Origin of the sequence: Shimazuella soli, assembly GCF_022511585.1 — a bacterium.
In the GTDB taxonomy this organism is placed as follows: domain Bacteria; phylum Bacillota; class Bacilli; order Thermoactinomycetales; family Thermoactinomycetaceae; genus Shimazuella; species Shimazuella soli.
Map to the genome: position 1 here is coordinate 400367 of NZ_JAKWBN010000001.1, position 21066 is coordinate 421432.

The 21066-nt window shown below is 39.7% G+C and carries 28 protein-coding genes; 16 read left to right on the forward strand and 12 right to left on the reverse strand.

Annotated elements, in window-relative coordinates:
* Positions 1–99 precede the first annotated feature (99 nt).
* Positions 100–663, reverse strand: coding sequence for a VanZ family protein (locus MK805_RS02180; RefSeq protein WP_240873558.1), 564 nt, complete (start codon positions 661–663; stop codon positions 100–102).
* Positions 664–922: 259 nt separating this feature from the next.
* On the opposite strand from MK805_RS02180, the gene MK805_RS02185 reads away from it, so the two are divergent.
* The 3 genes from MK805_RS02185 to MK805_RS02195 all read left to right on the forward strand — a co-directional run bounded on the left by MK805_RS02185 (position 923) and on the right by MK805_RS02195 (position 3969).
* On the forward strand, positions 923–2275 hold the full coding sequence (locus MK805_RS02185; protein WP_240873559.1) for an Nramp family divalent metal transporter: 1353 nt from the start codon (positions 923–925) through the stop codon (positions 2273–2275).
* 181 nt (positions 2276–2456) lie between these two features.
* Complete coding sequence (locus MK805_RS02190) at positions 2457–3056, forward strand: nitroreductase family protein (protein WP_240873560.1); 600 nt, start codon at positions 2457–2459, stop codon at positions 3054–3056.
* A gap of 223 nt (positions 3057–3279) precedes the next feature.
* Positions 3280–3969: an AarF/UbiB family protein gene (locus MK805_RS02195; protein WP_240873561.1), complete on the forward strand. Its 690-nt coding sequence runs from the start codon at positions 3280–3282 to the stop codon at positions 3967–3969.
* A 117-nt stretch (positions 3970–4086) separates the two neighbouring features.
* Here the strand turns inward: MK805_RS02195 and MK805_RS02200 are convergent, their stop codons facing one another.
* Both MK805_RS02200 and MK805_RS02205 read right to left on the reverse strand, forming a co-directional pair.
* Positions 4087–4872 carry a hypothetical protein gene (locus MK805_RS02200; protein ID WP_240873562.1) on the reverse strand — a complete coding sequence of 262 codons (786 nt, stop codon included), beginning with the start codon at positions 4870–4872 and terminating at the stop codon, positions 4087–4089.
* A gap of 132 nt (positions 4873–5004) precedes the next feature.
* Complete coding sequence (locus tag MK805_RS02205; RefSeq protein ID WP_240873563.1) at positions 5005–5313, reverse strand: hypothetical protein; 309 nt, start codon at positions 5311–5313, stop codon at positions 5005–5007.
* Positions 5314–5401: 88 nt separating this feature from the next.
* Between MK805_RS02205 and MK805_RS02210 the strand changes: the two genes are divergently transcribed.
* Entirely contained in the window at positions 5402–6508 is a 1107-nt protein-coding gene (locus MK805_RS02210; protein ID WP_240873564.1) for a M24 family metallopeptidase, read from the forward strand.
* 16 nt (positions 6509–6524) lie between these two features.
* The gene (locus MK805_RS02215; RefSeq protein WP_240873565.1) at positions 6525–7433 is read left to right on the forward strand and encodes a DMT family transporter; all 909 of its coding nucleotides are present in this window, start codon (positions 6525–6527) and stop codon (positions 7431–7433) included.
* Between the two features lie 47 nt (positions 7434–7480).
* On the opposite strand, the gene MK805_RS02220 is transcribed toward MK805_RS02215, so the two are convergent.
* On the reverse strand, positions 7481–8002 hold the full coding sequence (locus tag MK805_RS02220; RefSeq protein WP_240873566.1) for a DUF4352 domain-containing protein: 522 nt from the start codon (positions 8000–8002) through the stop codon (positions 7481–7483).
* A gap of 85 nt (positions 8003–8087) precedes the next feature.
* On the opposite strand from MK805_RS02220, the gene MK805_RS02225 reads away from it, so the two are divergent.
* The 6 genes from MK805_RS02225 to rsfS are packed head-to-tail and all read left to right on the forward strand — an operon-like array spanning position 8088 to position 12062.
* Entirely contained in the window at positions 8088–8609 is a 522-nt protein-coding gene (locus tag MK805_RS02225; protein ID WP_240873567.1) for a YqeG family HAD IIIA-type phosphatase, read from the forward strand.
* Positions 8610–8611: 2 nt separating this feature from the next.
* Entirely contained in the window at positions 8612–9688 is a 1077-nt protein-coding gene (yqeH, locus tag MK805_RS02230) for a ribosome biogenesis GTPase YqeH (protein WP_240873568.1), read from the forward strand.
* A gap of 28 nt (positions 9689–9716) precedes the next feature.
* Entirely contained in the window at positions 9717–10559 is an 843-nt protein-coding gene (locus MK805_RS02235; RefSeq protein ID WP_240873569.1) for a shikimate dehydrogenase, read from the forward strand.
* Position 10560: 1 nt separating this feature from the next.
* On the forward strand, positions 10561–11157 hold the full coding sequence (locus MK805_RS02240; RefSeq protein ID WP_240873570.1) for a nicotinate-nucleotide adenylyltransferase: 597 nt from the start codon (positions 10561–10563) through the stop codon (positions 11155–11157).
* Positions 11135–11704: a bis(5'-nucleosyl)-tetraphosphatase (symmetrical) YqeK gene (gene yqeK / locus MK805_RS02245; protein WP_240873571.1), complete on the forward strand. Its 570-nt coding sequence runs from the start codon at positions 11135–11137 to the stop codon at positions 11702–11704. Before MK805_RS02240 ends, yqeK begins: the two co-directional genes overlap by 23 nt.
* Positions 11688–12062 carry a ribosome silencing factor gene (gene rsfS, locus MK805_RS02250; RefSeq protein WP_420833039.1) on the forward strand — a complete coding sequence of 125 codons (375 nt, stop codon included), beginning with the start codon at positions 11688–11690 and terminating at the stop codon, positions 12060–12062. Before yqeK ends, rsfS begins: the two co-directional genes overlap by 17 nt.
* A gap of 41 nt (positions 12063–12103) precedes the next feature.
* Here the strand turns inward: rsfS and mazF are convergent, their stop codons facing one another.
* The 3 genes from mazF to MK805_RS02265 form a co-directional block, all read right to left on the reverse strand.
* Positions 12104–12445, reverse strand: coding sequence for an endoribonuclease MazF (gene mazF, locus MK805_RS02255; protein WP_240873572.1), 342 nt, complete (start codon positions 12443–12445; stop codon positions 12104–12106).
* Complete coding sequence (locus MK805_RS02260) at positions 12439–12672, reverse strand: AbrB/MazE/SpoVT family DNA-binding domain-containing protein (RefSeq protein WP_240873573.1); 234 nt, start codon at positions 12670–12672, stop codon at positions 12439–12441. Before MK805_RS02260 ends, mazF begins: the two co-directional genes overlap by 7 nt.
* Positions 12673–12815: 143 nt before the next feature.
* Positions 12816–13667, reverse strand: a complete 852-nt coding sequence (locus MK805_RS02265) for a type II toxin-antitoxin system HicB family antitoxin (RefSeq protein ID WP_240873574.1) — start codon at positions 13665–13667, stop codon at positions 12816–12818.
* A 311-nt stretch (positions 13668–13978) separates the two neighbouring features.
* Between MK805_RS02265 and MK805_RS02270 the strand changes: the two genes are divergently transcribed.
* The 3 genes from MK805_RS02270 (at position 13979) to MK805_RS02280 (ending at position 16293) form a co-directional block, all read left to right on the forward strand.
* Positions 13979–14176 carry a hypothetical protein gene (locus MK805_RS02270; protein WP_240873575.1) on the forward strand — a complete coding sequence of 66 codons (198 nt, stop codon included), beginning with the start codon at positions 13979–13981 and terminating at the stop codon, positions 14174–14176.
* A 587-nt stretch (positions 14177–14763) separates the two neighbouring features.
* Complete coding sequence (locus MK805_RS02275) at positions 14764–15483, forward strand: SDR family NAD(P)-dependent oxidoreductase (protein WP_240873576.1); 720 nt, start codon at positions 14764–14766, stop codon at positions 15481–15483.
* Positions 15484–16125: 642 nt separating this feature from the next.
* A complete protein-coding gene (locus tag MK805_RS02280; protein ID WP_240874313.1) occupies positions 16126–16293 on the forward strand; it encodes a hypothetical protein in 168 nt (55 codons plus the stop codon).
* A 90-nt stretch (positions 16294–16383) separates the two neighbouring features.
* Here the strand turns inward: MK805_RS02280 and MK805_RS02285 are convergent, their stop codons facing one another.
* The 4 genes from MK805_RS02285 to MK805_RS02300 all read right to left on the reverse strand — a co-directional run bounded on the left by MK805_RS02285 (position 16384) and on the right by MK805_RS02300 (position 18647).
* A complete protein-coding gene (locus MK805_RS02285) occupies positions 16384–16752 on the reverse strand; it encodes a hypothetical protein (protein WP_240873577.1) in 369 nt (122 codons plus the stop codon).
* A gap of 422 nt (positions 16753–17174) precedes the next feature.
* Positions 17175–17711, reverse strand: a complete 537-nt coding sequence (locus MK805_RS02290) for a hypothetical protein (RefSeq protein WP_240873578.1) — start codon at positions 17709–17711, stop codon at positions 17175–17177.
* A 34-nt stretch (positions 17712–17745) separates the two neighbouring features.
* Entirely contained in the window at positions 17746–18282 is a 537-nt protein-coding gene (locus tag MK805_RS02295) for a hypothetical protein (protein ID WP_240873579.1), read from the reverse strand.
* Between the two features lie 125 nt (positions 18283–18407).
* Positions 18408–18647, reverse strand: coding sequence for a hypothetical protein (locus tag MK805_RS02300; protein ID WP_240873580.1), 240 nt, complete (start codon positions 18645–18647; stop codon positions 18408–18410).
* A 288-nt stretch (positions 18648–18935) separates the two neighbouring features.
* Here MK805_RS02300 and MK805_RS02305 point away from each other — a divergent pair, with 288 nt between their 5' ends.
* Positions 18936–19124 (forward strand): hypothetical protein, encoded by a 189-nt coding sequence (locus tag MK805_RS02305; RefSeq protein ID WP_240873581.1) that lies wholly within the window; start codon positions 18936–18938, stop codon positions 19122–19124.
* 23 nt (positions 19125–19147) lie between these two features.
* Positions 19148–20122 (forward strand): SMI1/KNR4 family protein, encoded by a 975-nt coding sequence (locus MK805_RS02310; RefSeq protein ID WP_240873582.1) that lies wholly within the window; start codon positions 19148–19150, stop codon positions 20120–20122.
* Between the two features lie 71 nt (positions 20123–20193).
* Here the strand turns inward: MK805_RS02310 and speE are convergent, their stop codons facing one another.
* Positions 20194–21036: a polyamine aminopropyltransferase gene (gene speE / locus MK805_RS02315; protein WP_240873583.1), complete on the reverse strand. Its 843-nt coding sequence runs from the start codon at positions 21034–21036 to the stop codon at positions 20194–20196.
* Positions 21037–21066 lie beyond the last annotated feature (30 nt).

A 21066-nucleotide genomic window follows, 5' to 3' on the forward strand; every position in this document is an offset into this window, starting at 1 on the left:
TTCCTCCTGATAAATAAATTCCTGTAATATATCTTACCTATCTAATGTAATAGAAAGACACCATCATTGGTTAAAAATAAATAAAAACTTAATCATACCTTAACAGTCCATAGTGCGTGCTTTTTGATTTTTCCCTATTCCTAACAGCCTTATTCCAATCCATCCCCCTATGAGGATACCAAAAGTATTCATCAGCAAGTCATCGACATCAAAGACCCCAAGTCCAGTTATACCTTGAATGATTTCTATTATAAGCATGAAAATCAAACCACATAAGGAAGAAAGTCGTAGAGATTTCATGAGGTAGACAAAGAATAACCCCATCGGTACGAACAGTAATGTATTTCCTCCAAAATACCAGATCAGATTTTTTAGTGACAAATTTTGCAGAAGTTCCACCATATGTACAAAAGGGGTAAAATTCCAACCAGAAATGGAGAAATTTCTAGAACGAAACAACAGCAATGTACTCATCCATGACAAGTAGCTAGAACCGAGTAAGTAATAGCCGTTAGGGAAAGTTCGTTTTATTATGACAAAAAAGAGTATAAGAAAGAAAGGGGTAGTGCTGATGAGCGTGAGATGTGCCTGTGTATCGGTAAGCGATTGAAAGATCATAAAACTGAGCAAAGTACTGCACGATAAACTTCCCAAGAATGCCAAGTAATAAAAGAGAATCCCCAAATCATCCCTCTCCCATCTCGTTTTCCTAAAAAGAGAAATATAATTTTAACTAATCTATATCTTACTAAAAACCAAGAACAAAACTCTTTGTTTTTGAATAATTTTTGACTAAAGTCGATTTTTCCTCTACACAAAATGAATGGTTTGGATTATAATTTAGCCAAGGGCAACTTTTTTAGTTATGTCAAATAAAATTGTTATAGACAAATAAATGCAAGAAAAGGGGAGGGAATAAAAAATGGAATCAGCAACAGTGAAAGACAAAGTACCATCAGGATGGAGAAAAGAAAGAGCAAATCCATCTTTGCGTGAAGTGCACCGCACCATGCCAGTGCCTAAGAAAGGCTCAGTATTTCGCAAGTTTTTGGCATTTGTCGGCCCTGGTTACTTAGTTGCTGTTGGCTACATGGACCCAGGTAACTGGGCGACTGACCTTGCTGGTGGGTCGAGTTTTCTATACACTTTGCTTTCCGTCATCTTACTATCCAATTTAATGGCTATCTTATTGCAAGCTTTATCAGGCAAATTAGGAATTGTTACAGGCAGGGATTTAGCCCAAGCGTGCCGCGACCATTACAGCAAACCTGTTTCTTTTGTTTTATGGATATTATGTGAGTTGGCAATTGCGGCATGTGATCTTGCGGAACTGATTGGCTCTGCGATTGCACTTAACCTCTTATTTGGGATTCCTCTCTTATATGGGGTAATCATCACCGCTGGCGATATTTTGTTTGTATTGTTCTTACAAAACAAAGGATTTCGTCATATTGAAGCACTCGTGATGTCTTTGATTGCTATTATTGGTTTGTGTTTTGCAGTTGAACTTGTACTTGCTTCACCTGATATGTCTAAAGTGGTTCACGGTTTTGTTCCAAGTGCAGAGATTGTTACAAATCCAGCGATGCTCTATATTGCGATTGGTATTTTAGGTGCTACCGTCATGCCGCACAATTTATATCTTCACTCTAGTATTGTACAGACGAGAGCCTTTGAGGAAACACCAGAAGGAAAGCGAAGTGCGATCAAATTTGCGACATGGGATTCTTCCATTGCTTTGATGTTTGCACTGTTTATCAATGCAGCAATCTTGATCTTATCAGCTGCAACCTTCCATGGAACAGGGAAACCAGTAGACGACATCAGTCAAGCATATGAACTACTGACTCCTCTCCTTGGAACATCGATTGCTAGTATTTTATTTGGAGTAGCATTGCTAGCATCTGGCCAAAATTCAACCCTAACGGGAACATTGGCAGGTCAGATTGTGATGGAAGGTTTTCTCAATATTCGACTCAAACCCTGGCTGCGCCGATTGATTACCAGAATGATTGCCATTATTCCAGCGGTTATCGTCATTGGACTTTATGGTTCATCAGGTACCGTACAGCTGCTTGTCTTTAGCCAAGTAATCTTATCTTTGCAACTCTCATTTGCTGTTTTTCCGCTTGTACAATTTACAAGTGACAAGAAAAAAATGGGTGAGTTTGCTAACCCATTGTGGTTGAAAATCTTAGCTTGGGCTGTAGCAATAGTCATTGCGGGATTAAATATATACTTGCTGTACAACACAGCTATTACCTTATTCAAGTAAAACCAGGAATGTATTTCCTGGTTTTTTCTATGCTCGATGACAGAAAATACTAGATTGTTCAACAGGTGAACATTTTAAAATTAAGGATTGACAGTCGATGAACTTTTATACATAATAAGTTATGTAATTACTTTAAGTAAGTGATTAAATAATATTTAGTTCATAACATGGAGGTATCATCATGGCGAATACATTTTTAGCAGCAGTGGAAGCTAGACGTACTTATTATGGATTGGGTAAAGAGGAAGTAGTAAAACCTGAACGCATAAAAGAAATCGTAAACCATGCTGTAAAACATAGTCCAACTGCCTTTAACTCACAAAGTGCAAGAGTTGTTGTACTGTTTGGGAAAGAATCCGATAAAGTTTGGGATATCACCAAAGAAGAACTGCGCAAAATTGTACCAGCTGAAAACTTTGCAGCGACAGAAGAACGGATCAATGGATTTGCTGCTGGTTATGGAACAGTATTGTTTTTTGAAGACCAAACCGTAGTAGAAAATCTGCAAGAACAGTTTGCCCTTTATGCAGATAACTTCCCAATCTGGTCCAACCAATCTTCTGGGATGTTGCAATTCGTAGTATGGACAGCTCTAGAGGAAGAAGGACTAGGGGCTTCTTTGCAGCACTACAACCCATTGATTGATGAAGAAGTGCGAGCAACTTGGAATCTGCCGAAAGAATGGAAACTTATTGCCCAAATGCCATTTGGAAAACCAACTGTTGAACCTGGTGCAAAAGATTTTCAAGCCTTAGAAGATCGTGTGAAATACTTTGGATAAATCGATGCACAGAAAAAGAAGGGACAACCGTACAGATGTTGTCCCTTCTTTTTTTATCTGCTTTCCCTTACAATGAAGTTGGCAAAGGATTATGATTATCCTCACCATTGGAAAGAGTAAGACGACATCCACGCAATTGTAAGGAAAAAAGTATTTCCAAGATGTTGGTTAACATGTAGAATATAATTCAAGCAAGTACTAAAACTCATTAGGAGGAGAAATAATGGAAGGGTCTCGTTCGATAGACCAAGCATCTGTTGATTATCTATCATCACTAGTAGTGAGAGGGGATGTGGAAAAACATCACAACCTACTAGGTGAAGGTTTGAGTGGACAAGTATTCTCCTTTGAAAATTATGCAGTGAAAGTGTACAAAGAAGATTTCAGTGAAAATGAAGACTTTAAGATGTTAGCCAATCTTGATGCTCATCCAATGTTTCCAAAACTTCATTTTCAAAATGAAAAGTTTATGGTTGTAGACCAAGTAAAAGGGTATACCTTAGCGCAATTGCGTGATGCAGGTTATAAACTAAAAGATGCACAGTTCCGTCAATTAGAGCAAACAATTGAAGAATGTTATGCTTCTGGGATCATTCCCCATGACATTCACTTGAATAATATAATGTTAGATGAAAATGGTAATGTGAAGATAATCGATGTAGGTCGCTTTTTCTACAGCGATCACAAAGAGGATTACAAAGAGAAGATTCGTGAGGATTTAGAAAAGATTAAGTACCATTGTGGAATATTTAGTCTGTTCTCTTCTTCTCGAAGAAGACGTCGTCATCACTACTATACCAGCAGCCATCCACATCATTACTATACTTCATCTTCACACAGACATCATCATCGTCACAGACCACATCGTCACCACCATCATTCTCACTCTTCTTTCTCCTTCTCGTTCTCTTAAGAGAGGAAGAGTTACCTCAGGGCATACGCTCTGGGGTATTTTTTTGTTCCTAAAACGGGTCCGGCACTGCGATCCGATGTTGCTGGATTGCAGTGCCGGCGCCCGAGGAGCGGTGGATCAGGAAGCCTGACCCTTCAGGAAGGTGTTGCGCTCAGCGAGCCACTGGAGGAGGTCCTCCTTGGTGGTCGAAGCGCTTGCCCTGAGCTTCTCCCCGTTCCGCAGATCGATCTCGGCGAGTCCCTTGCAGGGGCCGGTGACCGCGTGGAGGTTGGCGGAGATGGCGTACGACTTGGAGTTCAGGTAGAAGCCCCGGAAGTCGTAGATCGCACGCTCCGCGCCGTCCCGGTCGAACCGCTCGTAGACCTCGTTGATGGTCTCCGTCGGCTCGTGCTGGAACTTGTAGGTGACGTCGTACACGTCGTTCCACTCCATGTTCTGGAGCAGGAGGGCACGGACGAGCTCCTTGATCTCGTGGCGCTCGTCGGAGGCGTAACCGATGCCCATCGGCGACATGGCGTCGCACTTCGCCGCCTTGGGAGACGGGGTGGCGGTTGCCACCGGCTTCTCCGTCGGTTCCTGCGTAACCGGCGCCTGTGGCGCCGTCGAGCTGGTGGGAGCCTTCGAAGGCTTCACCGGCGAGGCGCTCGGCGAGTTGCCGGTGATGTTGACGGAGTACCCAGGCTTCGGCGACGTGGTGAGGTTCACCGTGTCCTGCCGGCTGGTGAGAAAGAAGGCCGTGCCGGCGAAGGCCACACCACCGAGGGTGGCGGCAGCGATCAGCCTGAACAGCTTCCGCTGAGACTTCGGCGTGTGATCACGCTGACCATCACCGTCGAAGTCCAGCTCACGGACGAACTGGTTGTTGTCACCGTTGTTACCCTTGTTGGACATGTCGTTGCTCAAGATTGCTCCTCGGACAGTCCCTATTTCTAGGGAGTTGACTAATTCGTATTTTTATTATACTGCAAAATTTAAATTTTGATAATAGAAAAAAGCCCCAATTGCTAGGCAATGGGGCTAGAGTTACGATTACGTTTAAAAATCCATGGGCTGATTGAGATAGATGAAGTATAGTTGTAGATAGAGGAAGAACAGAAGAGGGATGGCACTTAAGATCATACCGATCACAGTCAAGAGACTTCCGTTGGTGGCGTAGTAGCTGTAAATACTGACGATAAGTGCAATAATCCCGAGAATATTGGTCAAGATTTGGATACTTGGGATAAAGACCAAGATAAAGGTTAGAATTCCGAGTATTAACGAAGCGAATGCTAAGTTGGTTGGTGTTACGTTTTTCAGCGGGTTTGGAGTTTTGTTTTCATTTGGGTTTTGATTTGGTTCCATAAATTGCAACTCCTTTTCATCACAGTATAGAAAGTATAACAAAAGGAATTTGTTTGCGCTAACAATTTTGAAAAAAGGATGGAAAAATATGATTAATCGAATTGAGCAAATTGCCAAATGGTTGCAAAAGGATAATTTAGATGCTGCTTTTCTCACCTCTAGTGCTAACGTATTTTATCTGACTCATTTTGCTTGTGATCCACATGAGAGATTGCTAGGTATCTTGATTTTCCCAAATAGAGAACCTCTTTTGGTGTGCCCGCTTTTGGAAATAGACCGAGTAAAAGCATCCGGTTGGACGGGAGAAGTATATGCTCACCAAGATGGAGATAATCCTTGGAAATGGCTGAAAGACCATGCTTTTTCTCATACAAAAAACAACTTGAAATTTGCTATAGAAACAGATCATTTAACATATGGTAGAGCATTGAACATGAAAGAGGAGCTTGGAATCGAAGTATTTGTATCCATCGAGGAGCAAATTCGCAAGATGCGTATGCATAAAACTCCTGATGAGATGAAAATCTTGCGTGAAGCTGCTAAATTTGCAGACAAGGCCATACAATATGGTATAGATGCTCTTAAGCTAGGTTGTACGGAATTAGAAGTGAAAAATCAGATCGAAGCCAAGCTTTTGGAACAAGGAATCACACAGATGGCATTCCCAACCATGGTGTTGTTCGGAGAGAGAACGGCATTACCTCATGGGGAAGCGGGTAAACGTACTCTTCAAAAAGGGGACTTGGTTTTATTTGATCTCGGGGTAGTAGTGGATGGTTATCGTTCGGATATTACCAGAACAGTTGTATTTGGAGAAGCTTCAGAGGAACAACGACGAATTTATCAAGCAGTGCAAGAAGCAAATGAATACGCAATACAGGCAGTTTTAACAAGAAAAGTAGCTACATTTGGACAGGTAGACAGCGTTGCTCGTCAGCACATTGAACAAGCAGGATATGGGAAATATTTTACCCATCGCTTAGGTCATGGGTTAGGAGTCGAAGCACATGAATATCCGTCAGTATCAGGCGATAATTCGCTTCCTCTAGCACCTGGAATTTTATTTACAATAGAACCAGGTGTGTATGTTTCAGAGATAGGCGGAGTTCGAATCGAGGATATGGTGTTTATTACCGATGATGGATGTGAAGTGCTGACTTCTTCTCCAAAAGAACTGCAAATGATTTCGCTTTAAAAGAAAGGGTGGAGCTATGCGTGTGTTTTCTCGTACATTTGGCATGGTACTGACAGCATTGTTGGTAACTTTCTTATGGGGAAGTGTAGCTCCAGCCATTAAGCTCGGCTATCAGTCACTAGGTATAGAAGCACATCAGATCGGCTTACAACTTTTATTTGCTGGACACATCACGTTACTCGCAGCACTCGTGTTGTTTGTCTTCCTCTTAACCAACAAACAGCAACTCAGCTTATCTTTTGGGCATTTCTGGCCAGTGACGAAAGTTGCGATCTTTCAAGTATTTCTCAACTATCTTTTCTTTTTTATCGGCGTTAGTCTCAGTTCGGGAACGATTGGTGCCATCATGGCAGGGACGACTTCTTTTTTTCAAATTTTATTTGCGCATTTCCTGTGGAAACAAGAACAGCTCACTTGGACAAAGAAGGTTGGTTTACTAATTGGTCTTGTAGGCCTTATCATGCTTAATGTAACAAATTCTTTTCAGTGGCAAATTGGGTGGGGGGATTTTTTCCTTTTTTTAAGCGTGTTAACAGGCGCATGGGGAAACTTGTTAGCGAAAAATCTTGTTACATCCATCAATACTACTCGGATGACAGCTTATGCCGTGCTTTTTAGTGGGACTGGCTTGTTTGTGATGGGGATGAGCATAGTAGGAACCTATCCTTTTTCCTTTTCTTTTCGATCTACTATCCTTTTGTTTTATTTGGGAGTCATGACAGCAACAGCTTTGCTTTTATGGAATTTGTTGATGCAGCGTTTTCCAGTTGGGCAAGTGTCCTTGTTTTTACTTTTCATCCCTGTATTTGGGGTTTTTATTTCCGCAATTGTATTGAATGAGCAGTTGCAAACCAATGCATTTGTGGCTTTTATACTCATTGTAATGGGAATAGGAGTTATCCATCTGCCTCGTATGCACAATTAGAAAAGGGAAAGGAAAAAGCGGCCTTTAGCCGCTTTTTTTGAGTTGGATTACTGAAGTAAACGAATATGCGCTTTTTTGATGGAGTGCGGACCACCAGTGATTTCTAGATATCCTTGGTTTATGTTTAAAGAAGTATCAAATAAGAGGGTGACATTTTTTCGTTCCAATGGTTCTAACTTTTGGTGAAAGAATCCTTCTCCGCTTCCATTTACCAACAAATCAAGGGAGACGTCTGGCTGATAGGTTTTTCCATGATCATCAACCAAGCGAAACATGCTTGGTTCAATCATGATCGGTTCACTGCTTTGATTGATAATACCGATACTCACCATTAGATAGGCTATTTTCGCTTTGTGGTTAATCCCATTTAGCGTTAACTGTTTCTTTTGCTGTATATCTGTCATAACAATAGAGAAAGGTCGAGCTTTTACATAATCTCCTGCTATAGGATCTGGGCTGTCGGGTCTCATATAATTTTCTTTCATATTTGCTTTTGGTAAAGTTGTATCGACTGGCTGACAAGCGGTCAATACTACCAATAACAACGCTGTAAAAAAGCCTAATTTCAAAGTGAATCCTCCTATACCTTGTTTTGCAAGCTATTTTCTAACTATGTTATAGTAGGCACGAGCGTGTCTTCATGGAGGGATTGAGATGTTTTCATCATTTGTGCCAAATCAATATGTACCATCCATTTATAAGATTAACCTAGAAGAGCTGAAAGAAAAAGGGATGAAATCCATCATTGTTGACTTAGACAATACTTTGGTAGAATCTAATCGCAAAGCTGCTACCCCTCTTCTGATGGAATGGTTAGAACGTCTCCAAGAGCTAGGTTTTCAAGTTATGATTGTATCAAATAACAGTAAAACAAGGGTATCGCAATTTGCTATTCCATTGCAAATACCATTTATCCATAAAGCTAGAAAACCTCTTTCTTCTTGCTTTCGCAGGGCAATGTCACAATTAGATACAGATGTCAGCCAAACGGTGATGGTAGGAGATCAATTGTTGACAGATGTTTTAGGGGGAAATCGGATGGGGTTATACACCATATTAGTAGTACCGATTTCCAAAACAGAAGGTTTTTCTACGAAGATAAATAGACGAATAGAGCGTGTGGTATTTCGCTGGATGGAAAAGCGTGGATTACTTGCTAGAGAAGGGAATAATTAATAGTGAAGTTTTGTGAAGGTTGTGGCATACAGCTCCAAACCGAAGAGGAGAAAAAACCAGGATATGTTCCACCCGCTGCTTTAGAAAGGGAGCATCAATACTGCAAAAGGTGTTATCGCATTCGTCATTATAATGAGCTAGCAGTAGTGGAACATGATCCGGATATTTATTTACAAATTCTTGGACAAATAGCGGATACCAATAGTTTGGTTGTGCAGATTGTAGATTTATTTGATATCGCGGGCAGTTGGATACCGGGAATTCACCGTCATATTGGCAACAATCCCTTGCTTTTGTTCGGCAATAAAATGGATTTGTTTCCTCAGTCTGTGAAGGCAGGAAAGCTAAAAGAATGGATCTATTTGTATTCAAAAGAAATGGGTATCAAACCTGTCGATGTCGTAGTGGGAAGTGCATCCAAACAAGATAAAATGCAAGAAGTGCGAAATGCGATCGAGCGGTATCGTCAAGGGAGAGATGTCTATATCGTTGGAGTTACCAACGTTGGAAAATCAACTTTTCTTAATTATTTATTAGAGGAGCCAATCATTACAACCTCTCCGTACCCTGGAACGACATTGGATGTGATCCACATCCCTCTCGATGATGGACGAAATATTGTTGATACACCTGGAATTGTAAAGAAAAATAGAATTAGCGAGTGGGTTTCCCCAAAAGAACTCAGTAAAGTGATTCCCAAAAGTCGTTTAAACCCAAAAGTGTACCAACTAAACAGTGATCAAACGATCTTTATTGCAGGTTTAGCTCGCTTTGATTATGTAGAAGGTCAGCGGCAGCCCTTTACCTGTTATTTCTCCAATCAATTGTATCTCCATCGCACCAAACAAGAACAAGCAACTGCATTTTATGAAAAGCATTTAGGGGAAATGCTTCAACCTCCCCATGACCCTTCGGATTTGCCAGCCCTTCAAAAACATCGAATTGTGTTAACTGGTGGATCGAAACAAGATATCGTAATTTCGGGATTGGGCTGGATCGCTTGTGGAAAAGAACGAGGAGTAGTTGATGTATATGCTCCGAAAGGGATAGAGGTAACGCTGCGTCCATCTATTATTTAAATTTTAGATTAGAGTTAGAGGAGAGACTATGAACATAACAGCTCATACACGTCCGCTTGGATTAATCGGTTATCCTGTTACGCATTCCAAATCTCCTGAAATGTTAAACGAAGTTTGTCGTATTTTAGGGATACCAGCAGCGTATTTGGCTTATCCAGTAAAACCGGGTGACTTAGAAGAAGCAGTAAAGGGAATGAGAGCATTGAATTTTATTGGTTTCAATGTGACGATTCCCCACAAAGTTGCTATTATGCCTTATCTCGATGAATTAGATGATACTGCAAAAGAGATAGGTGCTGTAAATACGGTTGTGAACAAAGATGGTAAACTGATCGGATATAATACAGATGGAGTAGGATATTTACGTTCGCTTCAAGAGGAGACTGCTGTTTCGCTTCAAGATAAAACAGTCACTATTTTAGGAGCGGGTGGAGCTGCAAGAGCGGTAAGTATTACCTTGGCAAAAGCTGGAGTAAAAGAGATATTTATCGCCAATCGAACACAGCAAAAAGCAGAGAAGCTGGCAGAAAGCCTCTGTATTTTCACAAGAGCACGGTCTGTATCGTTGTCAGAAGCACAGGGGGTCATTGCCAAGTCCGATCTGTTAGTAAATACGACTTCGATTGGTATGTCACCACATACGGATCAGACCCCTATTTCAGCTGATTTTTTACATGCTGGACTTTTGGTGAGTGATTTGATTTATCGCCCAAAAGACACCAAATTATTGACATCAGCAAAACAAATGGGAGCACAGACACATGGTGGTTTAGGGATGCTTTTATACCAAGCAGCTGTGGCAGTTGAGCATTGGTTTGGTAAGCCTGCTCCGGTTGCCCAGATGCGAGCAATCTTGGAAAAAGAGGCATGATATGAAAATAGGTATCATTGGTGGAACTTTTGACCCGGTTCATATGGGGCATTTATTAATTGCAGAACAAGCAAGGGATCGTATGGAATTGGACAAAGTATGGTTTATCCCGACTGGACAACCTCCACACAAACAAGGACATCATATCACCCCCGCAAAACATCGATTAGCAATGGTACAAATTGCTACGGAAGAAAATTCCGCTTTTGAAGTGTTAGATTGGGAGATAAAAAGGGAAAAACTATCTTATACCATCGATACAGTGAACTGGGCAGTGAACACTTACCCCACTTATCAGTTTTCTTTAATCGTTGGTACAGACATGGTGAATAATCTGCCTAGCTGGTACCAAATTGACAAATTGGTTCAGCATGTATCGATTATTGCCATGCACCGTCCAGGCTTTACAGCTGAGTCACTCCCTGAATTTATTCAGGAGAAAGTACGTTGGGTGGATGATGCGGTGGAAATTTTCTTGTCTGCTTCTCAGCTTCGAAACAATATAATAGGTGGCCGCTCTTTTCGTTACGCTGTCCCAAGTGGAGTTTGCCGCTATATAGAGGAGCATCAATTGTATGAACCGACAAGATTATCTTGACCGTACCCGCGAGCAATTGCCTTTATCTAGATGGGAGCACACACTGAGGGTAGTGGAAACAGCAGCCATATTGGCAGAACGATATGAGGCAGATAAAGAAAAAGTGGATACCGCAGCAATTCTTCATGACTATTGTAAATTTTGGACGGCAGAAGAATTAATTTTTGCAATAAAACAGTACAAATTACCCCAAGATCTATTATTATATAATCAAGAGCTATGGCATGGACCAGTTGCTTCTGTAGTCGCAACCAAGGAATTTGGAATTCAAGATATCGACATTACCAATGCGATTTTTTATCATACTACTGGCAGGCCAAACATGAATCTAGTAGAAAAAATCGTCTTTCTTGCAGATTATATTGAACCGGCAAGAAAGTTCCCTGGAGTTGACGCTGCAAGACAACTCGCCCAAAAAAGTTTGGATGAAGCCATAGTCCTTGCATTAAAGCAAACGATTCAATTTCTCATTTCATGTGGTCAACGCGTGTATCCGCTGACTTATGATACACTCAAAAGCTTGACTGAGCATGAAGATAACATCTGAGGGAGGAATCCGGTTGAATCTAGTGGAGATCGCAATGCTTGCGGCTACCGCTGCCGAGGAAAAAAAGGCGCAAGACGTATCTGTGTTGGATATTCGTGACGTTTCTGCTTTTGCTGATTACTTTGTGATTTGTCACGGAGGTTCTCGTACACAAGTAGAAGCCATAGCTACAGCAATCAAGAAAAAATGTGAAGAGAAAAAAATTCGTATTAAAGGAATTCAAGGACTACAAGAGGCTCGTTGGGTGCTGATTGATATCGGTGATGTGGTCGTTCATGTTTTCCACCGAGATGAACGGGATTTTTATGATTTGGAACGTCTCTGGGGAGACGCACAGCCCGTTAGAATCACAGGTTAATGGTATAGAAAAGAAAGCCCTTCATAAGAGGGGCTTTTTGTTTAGAAAATTAATAATTCTAATTTTTCTCTAACCTCTTCTAGAATTTCATTTGGTATTTCCCCAATAAATTTAGCTCCTCTTACTCTCCAATCCATATTTTTAATTTGGTCGGAAAGAATAGCTCCTTGGACTGGAAAGTTTTCTGGCAATAAAACTTCAAACGGGTGATCTTTCACTTTTGAAGTAATGGGACATAAAATAGCAAGTCCGGTTTTTTGATTGTAAACCTCTGGGGAAATTACGATTGCAGGCCGGTGTCCGGATTTTTCATGTCCAGCTTGAGGATTAAACTGCATCCAAATAATGTCTCCTTGTTTTGGAGTATAAGATTTTTTTACCATATTTCATTGCCTACTGGTTTTCCAGTGTTAATCTCATCATGTAGATTTTCAGGAGTAATTTTAGAAAGTAATGTTTCCAAGTCTTTTTTCTTTTTACGCATTAAAATCATATCACCTGTAACCTGAAAATCGATAAGTTCACCTTCCTTTAGCTTAATTTTATCCGCTAGGGATTTAGGAATACGAACACCCAGACTGTTTCCCCATTTTCTAACTCTTGATTCCATTTCTTTCACCTCATTCTTAAGTATATACATTGTATATACTATTATACTGGGTACGAGATGGTTAATTCTAATAAAAAATGGGATAATTACTAATAACACAACAATAAGTTATGTTAGGTAGGACCTCTATCTCCATTATGTTATTACCATGGGAATTTCGGCTGCAACACCTCGCATATATAATCAAGTGCCTCCGTTACTCGATCATGATTTAACCGATAGACCTTACAAAACTCATCGATGGTTATTCCATCACGAAGTTGAGCAATGAAGTAGGACACTTGAATTGTTTTATTTATGTAGGGCATTCCAAGATTTATTTGTATCCCAGGATATTTTTTCGCAATCTCTTCTAGATAGATATTTCCGTGTTTTGCTATTTCGCCCACCCAATAATCCCGATAAATTTTAATTTGATTCTCTGTCGGTGTTTCTGCTAACCATTTCCGAAAAAATGTTTCAAAATCTCCCTCACCTTTCCAATGACAATGAAACAAGCAGTCTGCTAATCCATGGTGAAAAGAACAGTCCCAGATCCATAAAGGGTGTGCTGGTTGATCACAGAATCGACAAGTTTTTTTATTCTCTTTAAATGTCCAATCATCTTCATAAGTATTCTCTATCCAATAAGACTTGCCACGGGGTTCAATTATTGGTAATCCATGTTCTTTGGCATAAGCAATCCATGTTTCTTTGGATGCATTTAACTTATGGATTGCTTCATCTAGCGTATCCCCATAAGAATAGAATCCTAAAATTTCAGGATGTTCAGCCCACCATCCGCTATCCCCTTCTTCAGATACTGGAGTAAGTTTGATCTGATAATGAGGACTTGTTTGGTCTTCTTTTTTAGAGAGTTTCTGAGATAGCGATTTTAAAAGTTCAAACATTCTTGAAGTTGTCTTCTCTTGTTGATTAGTTTCTTGTTCTAAATCTCGGATTTGTTGATTGACCAGCTGTTTCAATAATGATTTTTCTACCTCATTCAAGTACATTTTGTATCCTCCTCTTAGATATCTTCGTTTCAGTATTCGAAGTAGAAGAGATATCATCTTATCAATACATGATCCAATTTTAGCATTTGTCAAAGTAAGCTGTCAGGTCACATAGTTTTTACCAAAAAGTTAGAATTAAGAAGATTGAAGAAAGAGGATTTGCCAATAAAATATGAATATCTAGTTAGAGATTTTTTATCTATGAAAATGAGTGCTCCCCGTACCAACTGAAGTCAGTACAGGGAGCTTTGCACGATGGATGGAGTTAAAGTCTATTGCCTAGGGCAAAGATAACTCACGTCCACAGATGGATGGTTAGACGACTACGCAGTAGAACTTCCCGTTGGCGGATTCGTTGGTCTGGTAGATCACCAACCACTTGCCGTCCTGAAGAAGAATTGCATCCGCCCTCCTGTAACCGATGTCCCGAATGGAGTACACGCTGTACTCACCCTTTACCTGACGGGGCTGATCCCAGACGAGCTAGGTTAGCTGGTTGGGGACAGTGACGAACGAATTGGATGACTTGGTTCCAAGACGGGTGTTGATGAACTTTACCGTGTCAGCAGCCGTCCGCCACTGCCCTCCTCGGAACTCGGTGGGGATGTGGCGATTGAGCCGCCCCCTCATCTCGTCTGGGGAGATGACCTGCTTGGACTCGTCAGTGTTCTCTTGGGTGGGGGGAGTGGTTGAATCCTGCATCTAAGTTACTCTTTTCCGGACGTCAGATCGACATCCAACTCGCGCGATTGTTAACCTTGCAAGTAATATTATTATTGCATGATAGAAGACATTCAAGTGAATTAGTGTTAAGAAATCGTTAACCAATAGTTAATAGATATCATAGTAACAGTTTTTTCTCTCGTTAGGATATTAGCAAGAGCTTGTTGGGTGCTTATAGATATTGGTACTCATCGGACAGTATATATAGAGTGGATGACTTATTTGCCACTACAACTTTACGAGAAAGAAGTAATTTTGGATGGGAGAACCAAGCATCAGGAATGGTTACAAAAACAGGATAGTTCAAGATACAAAATAAAAATCAGATAAGGTAAAATAAGTTTCAATAAGATATGTTATGTGAGGAGAAAACATGAAGAACTTTATTATACTCGGAGCAAGTAAGGGCTTAGGTGATGCTTTTGTAAAAGGTCTACCTGTTAAAAATGATCGGGTTTGGATTGTTTCTAGAAGTAAACCAGAAAGTTTGGAAATACGTGATGGAGTTCATAGATTTTGGATTGAGGCAGACTTATCCTCACAAATTTCAGGTGATACAATTGCAAAAGCTATAAAGGATGAAACAATTGATGTATTAATTTACAATGCAGGAATATGGGAAGAAGAAGGGTTTCAGGACAATTATAACTTTGAGAATGATAATCCAACGGACATCCTTAACATCATGAATGTAAACACAACTTCTTCTATCATATGTATACAACGGTTATTGCCAAATATAAAAAAATCAACAAATCCCAAGATCATTTTAGTTGGATCGGTTAATGGGCTTGATAATTATGGTAGTAAGCAAGTAACATATGTAGCTTCAAAATTTGGCTTACGTGGTGTTGGTCATTCATTACGGGAAAATTTAAGAGAGGATGGAATCGGGGTAACTGTTATCAATCCAGGTAACATTGCAGCAGCTATCCCATATGAGGATGGGTTAGAAAAAGCCATATCTACTTATAATGGTACAAGAATCCCTGTCCAAGATATTGTTTCTTTGGTCAAGTGCGTGGTTCATCTTTCAAACGTCTCATGTGTAAAAGAAATTCATATCCCAGCGATGTATGATACTAATGCGTAAAAAGGGACATGGGACATTGGTTACAAGATCAGGATCATCCGATACCATCATCCGAGAGAGTTTGTCGAGCAAAGGAATGAACTGAAAATTCCCTTCACGGTGAGCGGGTTCGGTCAGATAACGATTGAGTGCATCAAGGTCAGGGATGCCAAAGCAATAAACGTGCGTGTAGTATTCATCGCCTAAATATCTACCGATGGAGTAAAAGGCAACTGATTCTGCTGATGCCGTTTGCTCGAGTTGAAACTTGTAAAATATGTGGGCAACTTGATGTTTTTAAGATATATACAACAAAGGAGACAGTTATTCTATCACAAAATAAATCTTATGGAATAGAACGAAATTGTCCATTTTTAAGAGAGGTTGATCTCTTTACCGTTTAAAAGGCATAAAAGAATCCAATGGTGCGACTCCATTGGATTCTTTGGGTATGAGTGCAAATTCTAATAAAAAATAAATATGAGTGCGGGATTCTACTCAACGACAGCATCATCCATCGAACAACACTCGAAAAATATCAATCTATCGTTTCTTCTTTTCCTCCTCTCTGGCTCTTCTTTATTCTATGAAAGATAGAGAGTAGATGTGAGAGGCGTTAGTCTAATTTAAATAAAATCTTCTTCCAATGAAAAAGGAAAAGAGATGATAAAACATCAGCGTCCAGACGAGGAAATTGTTGGGGAAATGTGCCTAAAAGATATGATCTATTACAACCACTACTACTACCAGTGGGATCTAAAAAAGATGGCCCCTGTCCATTACAGAGATCATCTTCTTAAAGTGCATAGATTTTTATTAAAATGTCCTTAACAAAAGGTACACTTCTATCGTTCGTTTTTTTAGTGGTGCGACTGACTGGTTAGCCCAGTCAGTCGCAGCGTTCCACTGCGGTGAAGTTGTTCAGCGTACGTATGTCTTGTAGATCTTTTCAGCCGCTGTACCCGTGCCGTAGTGCACGATACCGCCATGATGCTTCTTGGCCTTCTTCGGCTTCTTCTGCTCTTCCACGTACCCGACGAAGGACTGGATCAGTACCTCCATCTCCCAGTGGTAGCTGACGGTGTTGATGATGCCAGTGTGCTTGTGGATGATCTTCCAGGTCAACGTGTGCTGACCCATGGCAACCATCTGGATCTCCAAGCCACAGAAGTTTGCGATTACTCCCACATCGCTACTCTTCTGGAGAAGGAGTTCCCCCGTAACGTCAGACCAGTCGCCGAGACGGAGCTCCGAAGCGCCAAAGACAGCGTCGTCGTTTACGCCGAGCATTCTTCCCCCAATGGAAGTCTGGATTGATTCTCCTGATTATTTTATCATATTTTGTAGTAAGAATAATGCTGTAATTGTGAAACCTTTTTTAGGAAGCTACATTTTGAAACGAAAGAAAAGGATACTAAGAAATCAGAGAATCAGAGATTATATCCACTATGTCTTGTTTTTAAGGAGGGTGAGAGAAAAAGCAGTGCAGCAATGGTACAAAGAACCATTCTCAATGTTGTATACTCAAAGATTTTCCTAAGATTACCCAGTATAATATTAAAATTCGATTTTACTTAAATAATAAAGAGATGATCCAAAATGTAAAATAATGGATAATCATCCCTTTAACCTTAATTGAGTTTTGATGTTTTCGATGCTATTTTTGGTAATTTTATGGGTAAATGCTATCTTTTGTTGATATCATAATCTAATCACATGGTTCTAGTCTTTCCGTAAGTTTGAATATTTGTGATTGGCTGTGTGCATAAAAATTTTCTCTTTTTCATCGGCTTGATCATATCCAGATACCAATTAGATATATAACCTTTACTCTCTGCATATTTCTTAATCTGATAAGCAGCGGTATCTGTCATTCTCGCTTGGGCAGCAAATTGCATACTATATTCGACTGGAACTGCATAGAGGGACTCTGTTTCAAAAGCATAGTCTTTTGCTTTTACCATCTCTGAATAGTGCTCTTCCCAAGTCTTTTCCAAATTCACATGATAGAGAAAGATTGGTTGCATTTTTTGAGTTGGGACTACGATTCCATCGAAATGAGCTTGATCTATTTTAATATTACACTCTTCCTCTAGTTCTCTTATCACACAAGAGAGAAATGGATCATTCTCCATAAAATCTTTTTCATTTACGGTACCAGCACAAGCCATCCCATAACTGCCAGAAGAGATTGCTACATTTTTTGTGCGCTTTACGATCCCGATTTTTCCTTCCTTATCTGCAATCAACACACTTACGGCAACAATATTAGCTAAGGCTTTATTATGTAAAATATCTCCAACCTCGCGGGGGGGGGGGGGTATACTTTTTTACTTCCCCAATTACTTGATCCATGACGGTAAATAGACGAAAAGAACGAATTACCGTAGCAAGTTGGTTTCGGAAAGAACGAATAGGTGCATTCGCTGGGTAGACAGTTAAGTTGGTAGCAATAAAATCAAAAAAATCAACCAAGGAAATTTGCATTTCTAATCCTTTATCTGTTTTTATAACATTATCTAACCGGACACATGATCCATTATGTGGATTAGACCCGTTTCTTTTCGCATAAAACTCAACAAGATAATCTCGTTCCTGTCTTGTAATAGGGGGCTGAAAAGGCGATACCTCTGTTTTTCTCAATGTTTCAATGGAATGGCTCTCAAGAAAAAATACACGCTCATCTGGATGGATCAGACGGCGGATTCTTTGGAATACGCCGGACATTCGCAAATACAAAAGCAAATAAGCGACCCCTCCGACAAGGGCAGCAGCAAGTAGATTTGCGACTACATTTTCAAATACACCTGTTAAAGTCATCCAACCCCTCCACATATTTATGTATACTTATTATACAAAATATACTGCATTTTATCTCAGATAGTTGGTGGAACTAATGAAAAAACTCCCTATGATGATTGAAGGGAGTTTTCATATATAAGCCTTTAATATTCATTTGGTTTAGGAATAGGCATATCTTGGTGCTCCAGTCTTGCTTTAATCCATATTCTCATGATTTCGCGAATGGAACTGTAAGCTTGTTCTTCTGTGAGCGTTATAATTTCGCAATTTTTAAATTCCAAGACTGAGGCCTTATAAGAAATATAGCCCCATGCTTCGAGGCGTTCTACATGAATCGTGTAAGGCAGAGACATATAATAATCTACCAAATTTTTGTTTACCATTTTAATTCCAGTAAGGGTAACAGGTGTAGAGGATATGGGGGATTTGTCTTTTGGATACTTCAGCAATATTATTGAATATGGGATCTGATTATTGCAAATAAATTGTTTTAGGTCATTTATAATGATATATCAATAGGTATATAATTAGGGGAATGATACATTTATAAACCCTTACTTTAACTTCCCTCCTTTATTATTTAGACTACCAAATAAAGTGATAATAGTCAGTAATTTAACTCAAATTGGGTAGTCAATTATAGAATTTAAAGTGGAATAGATTAGGGAGAGGTGAAGCATATCAACGAATTATTAAGAGAAGATCCAGCACCACTTCCGTTATATTGGTTTACGCAAAAAAAGGTTAGTACCATCATTATTGATTCAAAAGCTAACAGCTGTGCTATAAAAGCCCCTGTAAGGGACAAAGCAGATGAGATTATTGCTAAAATGAATAATATGCGAAATGAAATGTCATAAAATGAGGAGTAAAATTTACAACTATGTCTATCTACCAGCAACTAGAAAGAGTGAAACAGAAGTTAACATTAGCAAGAGATGCAGACCTAAATTTTCAGGTTTTTGGTTCTAGTGACCACCAATATCAAGTAAATCAACCAATACCAAAAAAAGAAATCGAAAAATTTGAGAGATCAAATAACATCAAACTCCCTGAAGAATTTCGTTTATTTTTGACCGAAATAGGCAATGGTGGTGCTGGTCCCTATTATGGCATTATCAAGATAAATCCAGATCGTTCTCTGTTTTATTTATCTCAACCATGTAAAGTAAAGCGAAATATGTCTGATCAAGAATGGACAGAGCTAATGGACAAAGAAGCGGATGGAGATTCAGAAGAAACCATTTTTACTGGCATGTTAAATATCGGAACCCAAGGCTGTACATACGAAATGATGCTGGTTCTTAATGGTCCATATAGAGGCCGGATCGTTTATATCGATCTTGATCTTACCAAACCTCCGTTTTTTACGTATGAAAGCAATTTTCTTGATTGGTATGAGCGTTGGTTAAATGAAGTGATAAAAGGATATCAGATTTCTTGGTTTGGGATGAATATGGATGGAGATGAGCAGGAGCTTATCCATCAATTTGAATTAAGTAAAGACGAGGAAAGGAAAGAACAAGTATTACAGAGCATGCATAAATTCCCTTCCCTTTCGGCTGAGACGATCCATTTTATCGAGCAGCAGTCTCAAAACAATTCAAAAGTTATACGAAATCCATCTTTGTCCCTTTTGATGAAACATAACTATGAAAAAGCAAAGCCACTCTTACACCAATTGATTACGAGTGAAGAAGAACACGATCAATTAATAAGTCTACAATATATTTATTGGTATGCAAAGGAGCATACAAAAAATTGGGGAAAGGAGATAAAAAAGATTTTAACAACAAATAAAAACCCTGAGATCAAAAGATTTGCAGACTACATTCTGAAAAGTGATAAACGTGGTTAGAACAACAAAACAAAAGAATCCAGTGGAGATTCTCCTTAGATTCTTTCGAATGAGAATATTTTCATTTAATTTTATTCGAAATCTTGCAGGCGTTCAGGTAAATAAAAGCAATTATGTAATATATTGTAGTTCACATATTTGGTTTGTTTCTCAAAAGAAGGAATGGAGACATCGTGGTATTTTTTCGAACCAATGGTAAAGCTCCATAATGCTCCAGGATATGTAGGGACAGTGGCTATGTATAATTTACGATGAACAAAGATTTCTCCGATTCGTCCATAGGTTTGAGCTGTGATTTCATTATTCAAAAACGGCGACATGCTTTGGCAAACCATCAAACCATCTGCTTTTAATGCTTGATAGACGTCTTGGTAAAACGTTTTGGCGAAAAGCGCTTCTCCTGGACCGACTGGATCGGAGGAGTCTACGATGATGACATCATATTCATCTTGATGTTCTTTTACATATTTCATGCCATCTGTAAAGTGAAAATGGACTCTTGGATCAGATAATCGTCCAGATACTTCTGGAAGATATTCAAGGCATAGCTTCACGACAGTTTGATCAATTTCCACTTGATCAATGGTTTCAATCTGTTCGTATTTGGCAACTTCACGAGCAGCTCCACAATCTCCTCCGCCAATGATTAATACCTTTTTCGCATTTGGATGGATAGCCAGGGGCACATGTGTGATCATTTCATTGTAAATATGTCCATCAGCAGAAGTTGTTTGGACGACACCATCTAGTACCAATGTACGCCCAAAATCGTAGGAATCGACAATCATCACATGTTGAAATTCGGATTGTTCTTCCGCGATGATCTCTTTTAGCCGATAACTGATTTTTAAGTTATCTCGATCGTTTTCAACGAGCCAAGTATCGCCGTTTATTTGTTGCGTATAAGTAGTCATAATAACGCCCCTTTTCTGTAGTGTGGTCAG

What these genes read in the sequence shown, in the direction of transcription:
- MK805_RS02185 (WP_240873559.1), top strand. Translation starts at nt 923, where the DNA reads ATGGAATCAGCAACAGTGAAAGACAAAGTACCATCAGGATGGAGAAAA.
- MK805_RS02310 (WP_240873582.1), top strand. Translation starts at nt 19,148, where the DNA reads ATGTCTATCTACCAGCAACTAGAAAGAGTGAAACAGAAGTTAACATTA.
- MK805_RS02270 (WP_240873575.1), top strand. Translation starts at nt 13,979, where the DNA reads ATGGTTAGACGACTACGCAGTAGAACTTCCCGTTGGCGGATTCGTTGG.
- MK805_RS02285 (WP_240873577.1), bottom strand. Translation starts at nt 16,752, where the DNA reads ATGCTCGGCGTAAACGACGACGCTGTCTTTGGCGCTTCGGAGCTCCGT.
- mazF (WP_240873572.1), bottom strand. Translation starts at nt 12,445, where the DNA reads ATGGTAAAAAAATCTTATACTCCAAAACAAGGAGACATTATTTGGATG.
- MK805_RS02210 (WP_240873564.1), top strand. Translation starts at nt 5,402, where the DNA reads ATGATTAATCGAATTGAGCAAATTGCCAAATGGTTGCAAAAGGATAAT.
- yqeK (WP_240873571.1), top strand. Translation starts at nt 11,135, where the DNA reads ATGAACCGACAAGATTATCTTGACCGTACCCGCGAGCAATTGCCTTTA.
- MK805_RS02295 (WP_240873579.1), bottom strand. Translation starts at nt 18,282, where the DNA reads ATGACTTTAACAGGTGTATTTGAAAATGTAGTCGCAAATCTACTTGCT.
- MK805_RS02265 (WP_240873574.1), bottom strand. Translation starts at nt 13,667, where the DNA reads ATGTACTTGAATGAGGTAGAAAAATCATTATTGAAACAGCTGGTCAAT.
- MK805_RS02190 (WP_240873560.1), top strand. Translation starts at nt 2,457, where the DNA reads ATGGCGAATACATTTTTAGCAGCAGTGGAAGCTAGACGTACTTATTAT.
- MK805_RS02280 (WP_240874313.1), top strand. Translation starts at nt 16,126, where the DNA reads ATGATAAAACATCAGCGTCCAGACGAGGAAATTGTTGGGGAAATGTGC.
- MK805_RS02260 (WP_240873573.1), bottom strand. Translation starts at nt 12,672, where the DNA reads ATGGAATCAAGAGTTAGAAAATGGGGAAACAGTCTGGGTGTTCGTATT.
- MK805_RS02225 (WP_240873567.1), top strand. Translation starts at nt 8,088, where the DNA reads ATGTTTTCATCATTTGTGCCAAATCAATATGTACCATCCATTTATAAG.
- MK805_RS02240 (WP_240873570.1), top strand. Translation starts at nt 10,561, where the DNA reads ATGAAAATAGGTATCATTGGTGGAACTTTTGACCCGGTTCATATGGGG.
- MK805_RS02300 (WP_240873580.1), bottom strand. Translation starts at nt 18,647, where the DNA reads ATGGTAAACAAAAATTTGGTAGATTATTATATGTCTCTGCCTTACACG.
- speE (WP_240873583.1), bottom strand. Translation starts at nt 21,036, where the DNA reads ATGACTACTTATACGCAACAAATAAACGGCGATACTTGGCTCGTTGAA.
- MK805_RS02205 (WP_240873563.1), bottom strand. Translation starts at nt 5,313, where the DNA reads ATGGAACCAAATCAAAACCCAAATGAAAACAAAACTCCAAACCCGCTG.
- MK805_RS02275 (WP_240873576.1), top strand. Translation starts at nt 14,764, where the DNA reads ATGAAGAACTTTATTATACTCGGAGCAAGTAAGGGCTTAGGTGATGCT.
- MK805_RS02195 (WP_240873561.1), top strand. Translation starts at nt 3,280, where the DNA reads ATGGAAGGGTCTCGTTCGATAGACCAAGCATCTGTTGATTATCTATCA.
- MK805_RS02235 (WP_240873569.1), top strand. Translation starts at nt 9,717, where the DNA reads ATGAACATAACAGCTCATACACGTCCGCTTGGATTAATCGGTTATCCT.
- MK805_RS02215 (WP_240873565.1), top strand. Translation starts at nt 6,525, where the DNA reads ATGCGTGTGTTTTCTCGTACATTTGGCATGGTACTGACAGCATTGTTG.
- rsfS (WP_420833039.1), top strand. Translation starts at nt 11,688, where the DNA reads ATGAAGATAACATCTGAGGGAGGAATCCGGTTGAATCTAGTGGAGATC.